Origin of the sequence: Muricoccus harenae, from assembly GCF_009848505.1 — a bacterium.
Classification (GTDB): domain Bacteria; phylum Pseudomonadota; class Alphaproteobacteria; order Acetobacterales; family Acetobacteraceae; genus Roseomonas; species Roseomonas harenae.
On the sequence record NZ_WWDL01000018.1, the window covers coordinates 56,470 to 68,568 of the forward strand.

A 12,099-nucleotide genomic window follows, 5' to 3' on the forward strand; every position below is an offset into this window, starting at 1 on the left:
GGCCGGGCAGGGTTGTGATCACAGTGTCGCATGGTGGTTAATCCGGCCTGCTTGGTCAACGGTCCCTCATCCCGACCGGCGCCGCGTGGGTAGCAGGGCAGGGGTGCAAGGGCCGGGTTGCACGGCGGATGGCCCGAGGGCAGCTTCGGGGCTGGCGCGCGGCTGCGGGCGGCGCCAAGTTGGGGCGTATCAGGGCATGGAACATGCTTCGCTCTGCGCCAAGGCTGGCCGGGGACAGGGCGCCCCGGGGCGCCGGCTGGTTCAGGGAAGGACCCGGCGAACGGGGCCCAAGGGGACAGGAACGCAATGGATCAGGCCCGCCTCCTCATCAGCAGCCGCAACTACTCCTCCTGGTCGCTCAGGGGCTTCCTGCTCGCGCGGCTGGCCGGCCTGGATTTCCGGGTGGAGGTCGTGAACCTCCAGGACGAGGCCGCGCGGGCGGAGCTCCTGATGCAGGCCTCATCGATCCGCATCCCCTGCCTCATCCATGGCGAGTTGCGGGTTTGGGACACCATGGCCATTGCGGAATACCTGGCGGAGATCCGGCCGGCGGCGGGGCTCTATCCCGGGGATCCGACCGCGCGCGCCCGCTGCCGCTCAATCGCGGGGGAGATGCATTCCGGGTTCCACGCCTTGCGGGCCTCGCTGCCGATGAACCTGCGGGCGCACCGGCCGGGCTTCCGCATCTGGTCCGGACCGCAAGCGGATATCGAGCGCATCCTGCAGATCTGGCGGGACTGCCTCGGCACATGGAAGGGGCCCTGGCTGTTCGGGGAGCGGCCCTGCATGGCGGATGCGATGTATGCGCCGGTGGTGACGCGCTTTCTTACCTATGATGTGAAGCTGGATGGCGCCTGCGCGGCCTATGCCCAGACGATCATGGAATGGGCACCCATGGCGGAATGGATCGCGGCGGCCCAGGAGGAGCCCGAGCCGCCGATCCATGAGCTGGAGGTGGAGGCGGAGTTCTAGGCGTCGCCTCCGCCAGCGTCAGTCGAGCTTGGCGCCGGCAGCCTTAACCACATCGCGCCACTTGTCGTTCTCGGCGGTGATGTAGCGGTCGAACTCGGCCGGGCCGAGGGGCTTCGGGCTGCTGCCGATCTCGCGCAGCCGTTCCGCAATGGCGGGCTCGGCGACGATGCCGGTCACGGTCTGGGCGAGCTTGTCGATGATCGGGCGCGGCACCTTGGCGGGGGCCTGGAAACCGAACCATGCCACGGCCTCGAAGTCCGGAATGCCGGACTCCTTTACCGTGGGGATATCGCGCAGGTTGAACCAGCGGTTCGCGGAGGTGACGGCAAGGCAGCGCATGCGGCCCGCCTCAATATGCGGCAGGTAGCCAGGGAGGTTGTCGATCGCGACCTCCACCCGGCCCGCGAGGACGTCCGGGATGATCTGAGAGGTGCCGCGATAGGGCACATGGGTGAGGTTCACGCCGGCCTTGGTCTTCAGGTACTCGCCGCAGAGATGACCGGAGGTACCGTTGCCCGGGGTGCCGTAGTTCAGCTGGCCGGGCTTGCCCTTGGCCGCCGCCAGCACGTCCTGCAGGGTCTTGAAGGGGGAGTTGGCGGGAACGACGATGCCGTTCGCCACCTCGTTGATCAGCGCGATGCTGGTCAGGTCCTTCATGGGGTCATAAGGCAGGCGCGTGTAGAGAAACTGGTTGATGCTGGCCGTGCCGATCGTGCAGGTGAGCAGGGTGTACCCGTCGGGATCAGCCTTCGCGACCATGTCCGCGCCAAGATTGCCGCCGGCGCCGGGGCGGTTGTCGATCACCACCGGCTGGCCGAGCAGGACATTCATCCGCTCCGCCACCACACGCGCCGTCAGGTCCGTTGCGCCGCCCGCCGGGAAGGGGACGACCATGCGGATTGAGCGGCTGGGATAGGCCGGCTGTGCCCGCAGCGTCGCCGGCGCGGCGAGTGCGGGCACCGCCAGCAGCGTGCTGCGGCGGGTGATGTTACCAAACGTCATTCAGACTACTCCACTGTTGCGCCGGACTTCCGGACCACATCGCCCCACTTGCGGGTTTCGGCCCGCACAAAGGCAGTGAAGGTGTCAGGCGTGGTACCGCCATCCGGGGTCAGGCCAGGCATCATCCCGCCCAAGTCCGCAAATCGGGCTTTGGTTGCGGGTTCCTTAACGACCGCGTCGATCTCGGCGCCGAGGCGCTCGATGATCGCGCGGGGGGTACGGGCGGGGGCCTGGACGCCGAACCAAGCGGTGGCCTCCACGCCCGGTAGCCCGGCCTCTGCGGTGGTCGGGCAGTCCGGCAGGGCGGGGGTGCGCTCCTTGGTGGTGACGGCGAGGGGGCGCAAGCGGCCATCCCGGAGATGGCCGATGACGGATGGCAGGTTGTCCACGGCCACCTCGACGCGCCCGGCCATCACCTCGGCCAACATCGGGCCGGCGCCACGGAAGGGAACATGCGTCATGTTGATGCCCGCTTCCATCTTCAGCAACTCACCGGTGACATGGAGGGAGGTGCCGGCGCCCGAGGAGCCGATGTTGAGTTTGTTCGGGTTGGCCTTCGCATAGGCCACCAGCTCCTGCAACGTGCGAACGGGCAGCGAATTCGTGACGAAGATGACGTTGGGCACGCGGATGACCAGCCCGACCTCGGCGAGGTCCTCCGGCTTATAAGGCATGCGGTCGCCGTAAAGGGTGTAGTTGATGGCCCCGCTCGATATGGTCTGCATCAGGAAGGTGTAACCGTCGGGCTCCGCCTTCGAGACATAATCGGAGCCGACATTGCCGCCGGCGCCGGCTCGGTTCTCAACGGTGAAGGGCTGGCCGAGACGGGCCTGCAGGCGCTCGCACAGGATGCGGGCTACGACATCCGTCGTGCCGGCCGGCGTGAAGGGGACGACGACGCGGACGGGGCGGGCAGGCCATGAGCCCTGGGCACGGGCAGTGCTGGAAAGGGCCGTGGAGAGGGTGGCGGCGAAGGGCACGGCGAGGGCCGTGCGGCGCGACAGGGTCATGGACATCCTCCGTTGTCTCCGCGGCGGGGTCTTTTGCCCTGTGTGAGGAATCGCGGAGCGATCAGACTTCCTGCCGCAGCGTCGCGCCGCTTGCAAGGGGCGCGCATCGGCGCTCCATCCCCTGCCGTCACCTCTGGCGCGCCGCATCGGATGCCGTGCATCCTCGCCTGCATCCCGCCCCGGGCTGAGGCGTTGCGGGTGGAGCCGGGCCGCGGGCTCCGGAATACGGGCCGGTTTGGTTGTGGCTGGTGAGGATCGGGATCAGCATGGGCTTTCTCCAAACCTACGCCCGCGTGCTGGGGCTTCTTGCCCCGGACAAGTGGGTGGCGATCGGTTTGGCTCTCGCCTCGCTCGCGGTGGCAGGGCTGCAATTCCTGGAGCCGGTGCTGTTTGGACGGGTGGTGGACGTGCTCTCGGGGGCGGACCGGCTCCCGGAGGACGAGGTGTGGCGCCAGGCCGTGTCGCTGCTCGTGGTCTGGGGCGCCGTCGGGCTCACGGGGATCGCGGCGAATGTGGCGGTCAGTCTGTTGTCAGACCGCATGGCGCACCGGAACCGGCTGGCGGTGATGCACCGTTACTTCCAGCATGTGCTGGCCATGCCGCTCTCCTTCCATGGCGACACGCAGTCCGGCCGGCTGATGAAGATCATGCTGGTGGGAACGGACCACCTGTTCGGGATATGGCTGTCCTTCTTCCGCGAGCACCTCACCACCTTCATCACCATGCTGGTGCTGCTGCCGCTGACCTTCCTGATGAACTGGCGACTGGCCATCGTGCTGCTGGTCCTCGTGGTCGTGTTCTGCGCGGTGGCCGCCTTCGTGGTCAGCCGCACGCAGGAGGCGCAGGAGACCGTGGAGGGGCTGCAGACGCAGCTCGCGGGCAATGCGCAGGACGCGCTGTCCAATGTCGTGGTGGTGCAGTCCTTCACCCGCATGGCGGCCGAGGCGAAGCTGTTCGGCGACATCATGCGGCAGGTGCTGGACCACCAGTTCCCGGTGCTGAACTGGTGGGCGGTGGTGTCCGTCCTGACGCGCTCGGCCAGCACCATCAGCGTCATCACCATCTTTATCCTGGGCACCTGGCTGCACATGAGAGGCCAGGCATCCGTCGGCGAGATTGTGTCCTTCATGGGCTTCGCCACCATGCTGATCGGGCGGCTGGAAGGAGCGGTGGGCTTCGTCTCGCGGCTGCTGATGCAGGTGCCCGGGCTGCGGGAGGTATTCTCCGTGCTGGATGCGCGCAGCTCGGTGCCGGATCGCCTGGACGCCATCGACTTGCCACGGGTGCAGGGGGCGGTGGCCTTCGACAAGGTCGCCTTCGGCTATCCGGGCGGCGGGCTGATCCTGAACGACGTGAGCTTCGAGGCGGCGCCCGGGAAGACCGTGGCGCTGGTTGGCCAAACCGGCGCGGGCAAGTCCACCGCCATGTCGCTGCTCCAGCGTCTGTGGGATCCGGTGAGCGGGCGCATCACGATCGACGGGCACAACCTGCGCGACATCAAGCTCGAGAGCCTTCGGCGCAATGTCGGCGTGGTGTTCCAGGACGCCATGCTGTTCAACCGCACCATCCGCGAGAACCTACTGATCGGGCGGCCCGACGCCACCCAGGATCAGATCGAGCATGCCTGCCGCATGGCGGAGGCGCATGACTTCATCACCCGCCAGCCCCAGGGCTACGACACCATGGTGGGGGAGCGGGGCACCACCCTCTCGGGTGGGCAGAAGCAGCGGCTGTCCATCGCGCGGGCGCTGTTGAAGGACCCGCCGATCCTGATCCTGGACGAGGCGACCAGCGCGCTGGACGCGGCGACCGAGGCGCGGGTGCAGAAGGCTCTGAAGGCACTGATGGCCGGGCGGACCACCTTCATCATCGCGCACCGGCTTTCGACGATCCGGGATGCCGACGAGATCCTGGTCTTCGAGCAGGGGCGGATCGTGGAACGCGGCAGCTTCGAGGAGCTGGTGGCGCTGGGCGGCCGTTTCGCGGAACTGGTGCGGACCCAGCTTTCCGGCGCGGAGGCGAAGCAGGCCGCCGCCGCCGAGGCAGCCTGAGGCGCCCCCCCGGCCGCCTCTGGCCGCCACCGGCCCTGCCTTCCGCCTCACCGGATGTTCCCGTGGGAGGCGTGTGCCCTGGCTTCCGTTCAAGCCAGGGTGAGCGTGGCGCTTTCCGCTTGTGAGTGACCCCGGCGCGGCTGCCAGATTATCGAAATGACAGGCCGGTGGAGGGCGTCATGACGATTTCGACCATCCTGCGGGGGAAGGGATCCGCCGTGGTGAGCGTGGCGCCGGAGTTGGCGCTGGTAGAGGTGGCGCGCACCCTGGTCCGCCACCGCGTCGGCGCCGTGCTGGTGCGGAGTGGAGAGGGGCCGATCCTCGGCATCCTGTCCGAGCGGGACGTCGTGCGGGCACTGGCGGAGGATGAGGGCTCGGTGGACGGGCTGGTAGCCTCGGACGTGATGACGCGTGTGCTCCACACCGTCACCCTCGATACGCCGATCACCCGGGCGCTGGAGATGATGACCGACCGGCGGGTGCGGCATCTGCCGGTGCTGGAGGGCGAGACGCTGCGCGGAATCGTCTCGATCGGCGACCTGGTGAAGGCGCGGATCGACGAGGCGGTGGGCGAGGCGGCGGCGCTGCGGGACTACGTGGTGGCCAGCTAGGCCGCTCGGCGGCAAGGGATCGGCGACCCCGGCTAGGCGGCGGGCGCTTCCGCGCGGGCGGGGGCTGGCCGGGCGGCGTCCATGATGGCAGAGGCACAGGCGATGCCGCTCCGCCGGCAGCGACAGACGCGAGTCCGCCATGCCCGAAATATCCAAGCCCAGGCCCGAGCACGTCCTGACCCTGTCCTGCCCGAACCGCCCGGGTATCGTGGCCGCGGTGGCCACCTGCATCTTCGAGCATGGCGGCAATATCCGCGAGGCGCAGCAATATGACGACGTGGAGAGCCACCGCTTCTTCGCGCGCATCACGCTGGACCATCCGGAGGACCGGCTGGACGTAGCCGCCCTGCGCGCCGGGCTGGAGGCGGTGGGCGAGCGCTTCTCGATGCAGTGGGCCCTGCGGGACCGAGCCGAGAAGCGGAAGGTCATCGTTCTCGTCTCGAAGTTCGACCACTGCCTGGCCGATATCCTCTACCGCTGGCGCCTGGGGGAGCTGCCGATGGAGCTGACCGGCATCATCTCGAACCATCCGCTCGAGACCTACCAGCACCTGGATTTCACCGGCGTGCCCTTCCACTATCTGCCGGTGACGAAGCAGACCAAGCTGGAGCAGGAGGCGGAAGTCTGGCGCGTGATCCGCGAGACGGGGGCGGAACTGGTGGTCCTCGCCCGCTACATGCAGGTGCTTTCGGATGGGCTTGCGGCGAAGCTGGCGGGGCGCTGCATCAATATCCACCACTCCTTCCTGCCGGGCTTCAAGGGCGCGAAGCCCTATCATCAGGCGCATGCGCGCGGGGTGAAGCTGATCGGAGCCACCGCCCATTTCGTAACCGCTGACTTGGATGAGGGGCCGATCATTGAGCAGGACGTGGAACGCATCAGCCATAACGACACGCCAGACGATCTGGTCCGCCAGGGGCGGGACATCGAACGGCGGGTGCTCTCCCGCGCGTTGCTCTGGCAGTTGGAGGACCGGGTGCTGCTGAACGGGTTCCGGACGGTGGTGTTCCGGGACTGAGCGGCGCCCGCGGGCGTTCCGCCTTCAGCCGCGCCCGCTGCTGAAGGCTACGAAGTCCTCAAGGAAGGCGCGGAGCTGCGCCTGGACCTTGGGGTCGGTCAGGACGCCTTCCGGATCGAAGGCACTGCCGGCGCGGGAGACCATGAGGTGGCCGCCGAACCAGGAGGCGGTGCCGAGGGTGCGGAGCACGGGCAGCCAGGCATGCTGGGCGAGGATGGTGCCGAAGCCGCCGGGCGAGGCCCCGATCACCGCCACCGGCTTGCCCCCGAAGACCCGGGGGATGTCGGCCCCCGGGCGGCTCAGCCAGTCGATGGCGTTCTTGAACACGCCGGGCATGGCGTTGTTGTACTCGGGGGTGACGAGGAGCAGGCCCTGGGAGCCGGCGATCACCTCCTTCAGGACGGTGACGGCGGCAGGGATGCCCTCCGCGGCCTCCAGGTCGCCGTCATAGAGGGGGATGCCATGGAGGGTGTGGACCTCCAGCGTCGATCCCTCCGGCATCATTCCTGCGGCAGCGCGGAGCAGGGCGGTGTTGAGGGACGCGCGGCGCAGGCTTCCGGAGAGGCCGATCAGTCTCGTCATGCAGCATGCTCCACCGGGGTGGGCGAGTTTAGGCGCGTGGGTGAGGGCCGGCACAAGGCTTTCGGACCTAGGCTTCGGTACGGATTATGGGATCCGAGGAGCGTGGGAGGCTGCCCCGACCAGCCCGCGCTTGACCTTGGCCAGGGCGGGTGCCATCGCTCCCGGCCCTTCGCGACACATCGCGAAGCCCCGAAAACCCCTGCGAAAGGCCCATGCGCCCCCATGCCCGCGATCACGCTGCCCGACGGTTCCGTTCGATCCTTCGACGGTCCTGTGACTGGCACGACCGTGGCCGCGTCCATCGGTCCGGGGCTGGCGAAGGCGGCCCTGGCAATGGAGGTGGACGGGGTGCTGCGCGACCTTTCCGTCCCCATCGATGCGGATGCGCGGCTGCGCTTCGTCACGCGGAAGGACCCCGAGGCTCTGGGGATGATCCGGCATGATGCCGCCCATGTGCTGGCCGAGGCGGTGCAGGAGCTGTTCCCGGGCACGCAGGTGACGATCGGCCCCGCAATCGAGAATGGCTTCTATTACGACTTCTCCCGCAACGCCCCCTTCACGCCCGAGGATTTCCCGGCGATCGAGGCGAAGATGCGGGAGATCGTGGCCCGAAACGCGTCCTTCGTGCGCGAGGAATGGCCGCGCGAGGAGGCGATCGCCTTCTTCGAGGGCAAGGGCGAGCGGTTCAAGGCGGAGCTGATCCGGGACCTGCCGGAAAGCGAGACGATCTCGATCTACCGCCAGGGCGACTGGCTGGACCTGTGCCGCGGGCCGCATATGCGCGGGACCGGCGATGTCGGGACGGCCTTCAAGCTGATGAAGGTGGCCGGGGCCTATTGGCGCGGCGACCACCGCAACCCAGTGCTGTCCCGCATCTACGGCACGGCCTGGCGCGACCAGAAGGAGCTGGACGCGCATCTCCACCAGCTGGAGGAGGCGGAAAAGCGGGACCATCGCAAGATCGGCCGGGAGATGGACCTGTTCCACCTCCAGGAGGAGGCAACGGGCTCGATCTTCTGGCATCCCAAGGGCTGGCGCCTCTACCGGACGGTGGAGGACTACATGCGCCGCCGGCTGGATGCCGCCGGCTATGACGAGGTGAAGACGCCCCAGCTTCTGGACCGGAAGCTCTGGATCGAGTCCGGCCACTGGGAGAAGTTCCGGGAGAGCATGTTCATCGCGACGGTCGAGGATGAGTCCGAGAAGGACCGGGTTCTCGCCCTCAAGCCGATGAACTGCCCCTGCCATGTGCAGATCTTCAACCAGGGCATCCGGAGCTACCGGCAGCTTCCCTGGCGCATGGCCGAGTTCGGGGCCTGCCATCGGTATGAGCCGAGCGGAGCGCTGCACGGGATCATGCGCGTCCGGGCCTTCACCCAGGACGATGCGCATATCTTCTGCACCGAGGACCAGATCGCCTCGGAGACGGTGCGTTTCGTGGAGCTGCTCTCCTCGATCTACCGGGATTTCGGCTTCCAGTCCTTCCGGGTGAAGTTCAGCGATCGTCCGGCGAAGCGGGCTGGCGACGATGCCACCTGGGACCGGGCCGAGGGCGCGCTGCGCGAGGCCTGCGCGACGGCCGGGGTGGAATACGAGCTGAACCCCGGGGAGGGCGCGTTCTACGGCCCGAAGCTGGAATTCGTGCTGCGGGATGCCATCGGCCGCGACTGGCAATGCGGCACCCTCCAGGTGGACTTCGTGCTGCCGGAGCGGCTCGACGCCGAATATGTGGGCGAGGACGGGGCGAAGCACCGCCCGGTCATGCTGCACCGCGCCATCCTGGGATCCTTCGAGCGCTTCCTGGGCATCCTGATCGAGGAGCATGCCGGGCGCTTCCCACTCTGGCTGGCCCCCGTGCAGGTGGTGGTGGCAAGCATCGTCGACGATGCCGCGCCCTATGCCGAGGAGGTCGCCGAGGCCATGCGGGCGGCCGGGCTGGCGGTTTCCGTCGACATCCGGAACGAGAAGATCAACCGCAAGGTCGCCGAGCATATCGAGGCCCGGGTGCCGATCCTCGCAGTGGTCGGGCGGCGTGAGGCAGAGGAGCGCAATCTTGTATTGCGCCGCCTGCCCGGACGGGAGCAGGAAACCCTGCCACTGGCCGATGCCATCGCCCGGATGCTGTCCGAGGCGGCACCGCCGGACCGCCAGGGGGCGCCTATTTTGGCCCCGGCCGAGGCAGCTGCCTGATCTTTCCGGGGTCAGACCGGATTCGAAAACTGGCTTGACCTTGATGCGTAGCGGTTGCAGACGCCGCTACCGCGCACCATAAAGCCACCGTTACCACCACGACAGGAGACTACCCTGGCCCGAGGCCCGATGCCCAATACACTCCCGACCCGCGACGGACCGCGGGTGAACGAGGAGATTCGCGCCGCCCAGGTCCGGTTGATCGACCAGGACGGGGAGATGCTTGGCGTGATGAGCGCACGCGATGCCCTCGCGCGCGCCTATGACGTCGGCATGGACCTGCTTGAGATCAGCCCGAACGCCGAGCCCCCGGTGTGCAAGATCACCGATTTCGGCAAGTTTAAGTACGAGCAGCAGAAGAAGGCCAACGAGGCGCGCAAGCGCCAGAAGGTCGTCGAGATCAAGGAAATCAAGGTTCGTCCGAATATCGACGACCACGACTACGAAGTGAAGATGAGGCAGATGAAGAGCTTCATCGAAGAAGGCGACAAGGTGAAGGTGACCCTGCGCTTCCGCGGCCGCGAGATGGCCCACCAGGATCTGGGCGTGAAGGTTCTGGAGCGGATCCGCAACGAAATGGCCGAGGCCGTGAAGGTGGAATCCATGCCCCGGCTGGAAAATCGCCAGATGATCATGGTGCTCGCACCGAAATAGGGCTTTCGCCCGAACCGGATCCGGAAGGCCGGCGGCCCCGACAGGGGCGCCGGCTTTTTTGTGGCTTGCGGGGCGTATCGCAAGGAAGCGGAGCGATGGACGAGGACGAGGAGGGGAGCCTTCCGAGGCTGCCCGGCGGCAAGTTCTACATGACCCCAGCGGGCGAGGCGGCTCTCAAGGCCGAGTATGAGACGGCCAAGGCAGAGCGGCACCGGGTGGTCGAGATCGTGGCCTGGGCGGCTGGTAACGGCGACCGGAGCGAAAATGCCGACTACAAGGAAGGCAAGCGCCGGCTGCGCGAAATTGACCGGCGGCTGCGCTATCTCGGGCAGCGGCTGAAGCAGGCCGAGGTGGTGGACCCGGCGGCGCAGGCGCAGCGGGACCGCGTCTTCTTTGGCGCGACCGTCACCTATCTGAATGAGCGGGATCAGGAGGTGACGGTTACCATTGTCGGCGTGGACGAGGCCAATTTGGCTGCGGGCAAGATCAGCATCGGATCGCCCATGGCGCTGGCCATGCTGCGGGCCCGGGTCGGCGACGAGGTGACCGTCCGCACCCCCGCCGGCCCGAGTTCCGTCGAGATCACCGCCATAAGATACCCCGAAAACTGACCGCTGGGTCCGGCGGCGCGTTCGCCTCCCGGCGGATGGCTCGGGAGGCAAGGCCTCCCGGTGCTACCTGTTCGCCAGCTCCACCAGGGTGGCCGCCAGCACCCGCGCCCCCGCCGCAAGCTGCCCTGAGGTCGAATACTCCGCCGGGTTGTGGCTGATGCCCTTCCGGCAGGGCACGAAGATCATACCCGTCGGGCAGATGGGCACCATGAACTGGGCGTCATGGAAGGCGCCGCTGGGAAGGCGGATGCTGGAGAGGCCCTGGGCCTTGGCGGCATCCTCCACCGCATCGGTGACGAGGGCGTCGAACTCCACCGGCAGGGCATGGAAGCGCTCGGTGACGGTGACGTCGCAGTTTTTGATGGCGCTGCGGATGGTGGGCTCGATGGCGTCCCCGTTGGTGATCAGCAGCTCCTTGTCCGGGTGGCGGAAGTCGATGGTGAAGCGGACCAGGTCGGCAACGGAGTTGGAGGTGTTAGGGAAGACCTCGATACGGCCGACGGTGAAGCGGAGCACGTCGGTCGGGTCGGTCATCAGGGCGTTGAGGGCGGTGATGGCCCGGAGCATGTCCTGCACCGCGTCGCGGCGGAGGGAGAGGGGAGCGGTGCCGGCATGGGCCGTTTCGCCGCGCAGCTCCACGATGAACCAGCGGCTGCCCTGGATGCCAGTGACGACGCCGATGTCCTTCTCCTCGACCTCAAGGCGGGGGCCCTGCTCGATATGGGCCTCTACATAGGCGAAGGGCTTGCCGCCGAGCGGGCGGCGGGGAAGGTCGGCCTCCTCCTTCAAATGCGCGTCGAGGGCGGCGCGGAAGGTGATGCCCTCGGGGTCCGCGACCCCGTCCCAGGTGGTGGAGGGCTTTAAGCGCGAATAGGCCATGCTGCCCATGCAGCCCGGGGCGAAGCGGCCGCCTTCCTCATTCGTCCAGGCCACAACCTCGATCGGGCGGCGGGTGGCGATGCCTGCCTCGCGGATGGCCTGCACGGCCTCCAGCCCCGCGATGACGCCCCAGATGCCGTCGAAGCGGCCGCCACTCGGCTGGGTGTCCATGTGGCTGCCGGTGAGGATAGGGGCGGCGTCGGCCTCCGTGCCCTCATGGCGAAGGAAGAGGTTGCCGATCTCGTCCACCGAGGCAGTGAGGCCGAGCTTCTCGGCCCATGAGATGAGGAGGCGACGCGCTTCCCGGTCCAGCGGGGTGAGGCAGGCGCGGTTCACGCCGGGTTCGCCGTCGGAGCCGGTGATGGCGCCGAGCTTCGCCATCTCCATCAGCCGGTTCCACTGGCGGGCCTCGTCCACGGCCGCGATCAGATTGGGGGAGGTGCTGGCACTCATGCTTGGTCCTTCCGGCGGTCGGGCGTTCCGCATTTGCGATGGGCGGAAGGTGGAGATCAAGCGGGG

11 protein-coding genes are annotated in these 12,099 nt (G+C 67.8%); 7 read left to right on the top strand and 4 right to left on the bottom strand.

From position 1 onward, the window contains the following. Nucleotides 1-306: 306 nt before the first annotated feature. Complete coding sequence (locus GSE44_RS14120; protein WP_159349472.1) at nucleotides 307-972, top strand: glutathione S-transferase; 666 nt, start codon at nucleotides 307-309, stop codon at nucleotides 970-972. 18 nt (nucleotides 973-990) lie between these two features. Here the strand turns inward: GSE44_RS14120 and GSE44_RS14125 are convergent, their stop codons facing one another. Together GSE44_RS14125 and GSE44_RS14130 are read right to left on the bottom strand one after the other, a co-directional pair. After that, nucleotides 991-1,974 carry a Bug family tripartite tricarboxylate transporter substrate binding protein gene (locus tag GSE44_RS14125; protein ID WP_159349473.1) on the bottom strand — a complete coding sequence of 328 codons (984 nt, stop codon included), beginning with the start codon at nucleotides 1,972-1,974 and terminating at the stop codon, nucleotides 991-993. A 5-nt stretch (nucleotides 1,975-1,979) separates the two neighbouring features. After that, the gene (locus tag GSE44_RS14130; RefSeq protein ID WP_235924806.1) at nucleotides 1,980-2,984 is read right to left on the bottom strand and encodes a Bug family tripartite tricarboxylate transporter substrate binding protein; all 1,005 of its coding nucleotides are present in this window, start codon (nucleotides 2,982-2,984) and stop codon (nucleotides 1,980-1,982) included. Nucleotides 2,985-3,250: 266 nt separating this feature from the next. Between GSE44_RS14130 and GSE44_RS14135 the strand changes: the two genes are divergently transcribed. The 3 genes from GSE44_RS14135 (at nucleotide 3,251) to purU (ending at nucleotide 6,664) form a co-directional block, all read left to right on the top strand. Next, nucleotides 3,251-5,035 (top strand): glucan ABC transporter ATP-binding protein/ permease, encoded by a 1,785-nt coding sequence (locus GSE44_RS14135; protein WP_159349475.1) that lies wholly within the window; start codon nucleotides 3,251-3,253, stop codon nucleotides 5,033-5,035. 179 nt (nucleotides 5,036-5,214) lie between these two features. After that, the gene (locus GSE44_RS14140; RefSeq protein ID WP_159349476.1) at nucleotides 5,215-5,646 is read left to right on the top strand and encodes a CBS domain-containing protein; all 432 of its coding nucleotides are present in this window, start codon (nucleotides 5,215-5,217) and stop codon (nucleotides 5,644-5,646) included. 139 nt (nucleotides 5,647-5,785) lie between these two features. Next, on the top strand, nucleotides 5,786-6,664 hold the full coding sequence (gene purU / locus GSE44_RS14145; RefSeq protein ID WP_159349477.1) for a formyltetrahydrofolate deformylase: 879 nt from the start codon (nucleotides 5,786-5,788) through the stop codon (nucleotides 6,662-6,664). Nucleotides 6,665-6,688: 24 nt separating this feature from the next. Here purU and GSE44_RS14150 read toward each other — a convergent pair whose 3' ends face one another. After that, nucleotides 6,689-7,246 (bottom strand): NADPH-dependent FMN reductase, encoded by a 558-nt coding sequence (locus GSE44_RS14150; protein ID WP_159349478.1) that lies wholly within the window; start codon nucleotides 7,244-7,246, stop codon nucleotides 6,689-6,691. Nucleotides 7,247-7,468: 222 nt separating this feature from the next. Between GSE44_RS14150 and thrS the strand changes: the two genes are divergently transcribed. From thrS to greB, 3 genes are all read left to right on the top strand, one after another. After that, nucleotides 7,469-9,436 carry a threonine--tRNA ligase gene (thrS, locus tag GSE44_RS14155; protein ID WP_159349479.1) on the top strand — a complete coding sequence of 656 codons (1,968 nt, stop codon included), beginning with the start codon at nucleotides 7,469-7,471 and terminating at the stop codon, nucleotides 9,434-9,436. A gap of 129 nt (nucleotides 9,437-9,565) precedes the next feature. Further along, the gene (gene infC / locus GSE44_RS14160) at nucleotides 9,566-10,090 is read left to right on the top strand and encodes a translation initiation factor IF-3 (RefSeq protein ID WP_159349480.1); all 525 of its coding nucleotides are present in this window, start codon (nucleotides 9,566-9,568) and stop codon (nucleotides 10,088-10,090) included. A 95-nt stretch (nucleotides 10,091-10,185) separates the two neighbouring features. Then, entirely contained in the window at nucleotides 10,186-10,701 is a 516-nt protein-coding gene (greB, locus tag GSE44_RS14165) for a transcription elongation factor GreB (RefSeq protein WP_159349481.1), read from the top strand. 63 nt (nucleotides 10,702-10,764) lie between these two features. On the opposite strand, the gene GSE44_RS14170 is transcribed toward greB, so the two are convergent. Further along, on the bottom strand, nucleotides 10,765-12,033 hold the full coding sequence (locus tag GSE44_RS14170; protein ID WP_159349482.1) for a M20 family metallo-hydrolase: 1,269 nt from the start codon (nucleotides 12,031-12,033) through the stop codon (nucleotides 10,765-10,767). Nucleotides 12,034-12,099: the final 66 nt, after the last annotated feature.

Excerpts from the sequence above, each read along its gene's own strand:
- thrS (WP_159349479.1), top strand. The coding sequence starts at position 7,469 with ATGCCCGCGATCACGCTGCCCGACGGTTCCGTTCGATCCTTCGACGGT.
- greB (WP_159349481.1), top strand. The coding sequence starts at position 10,186 with ATGGACGAGGACGAGGAGGGGAGCCTTCCGAGGCTGCCCGGCGGCAAG.
- GSE44_RS14170 (WP_159349482.1), bottom strand. The coding sequence starts at position 12,033 with ATGAGTGCCAGCACCTCCCCCAATCTGATCGCGGCCGTGGACGAGGCC.
- GSE44_RS14150 (WP_159349478.1), bottom strand. The coding sequence starts at position 7,246 with ATGACGAGACTGATCGGCCTCTCCGGAAGCCTGCGCCGCGCGTCCCTC.
- GSE44_RS14140 (WP_159349476.1), top strand. The coding sequence starts at position 5,215 with ATGACGATTTCGACCATCCTGCGGGGGAAGGGATCCGCCGTGGTGAGC.
- GSE44_RS14130 (WP_235924806.1), bottom strand. The coding sequence starts at position 2,984 with ATGACCCTGTCGCGCCGCACGGCCCTCGCCGTGCCCTTCGCCGCCACC.
- GSE44_RS14135 (WP_159349475.1), top strand. The coding sequence starts at position 3,251 with ATGGGCTTTCTCCAAACCTACGCCCGCGTGCTGGGGCTTCTTGCCCCG.
- GSE44_RS14120 (WP_159349472.1), top strand. The coding sequence starts at position 307 with ATGGATCAGGCCCGCCTCCTCATCAGCAGCCGCAACTACTCCTCCTGG.
- purU (WP_159349477.1), top strand. The coding sequence starts at position 5,786 with ATGCCCGAAATATCCAAGCCCAGGCCCGAGCACGTCCTGACCCTGTCC.
- GSE44_RS14125 (WP_159349473.1), bottom strand. The coding sequence starts at position 1,974 with ATGACGTTTGGTAACATCACCCGCCGCAGCACGCTGCTGGCGGTGCCC.
- infC (WP_159349480.1), top strand. The coding sequence starts at position 9,566 with ATGCCCAATACACTCCCGACCCGCGACGGACCGCGGGTGAACGAGGAG.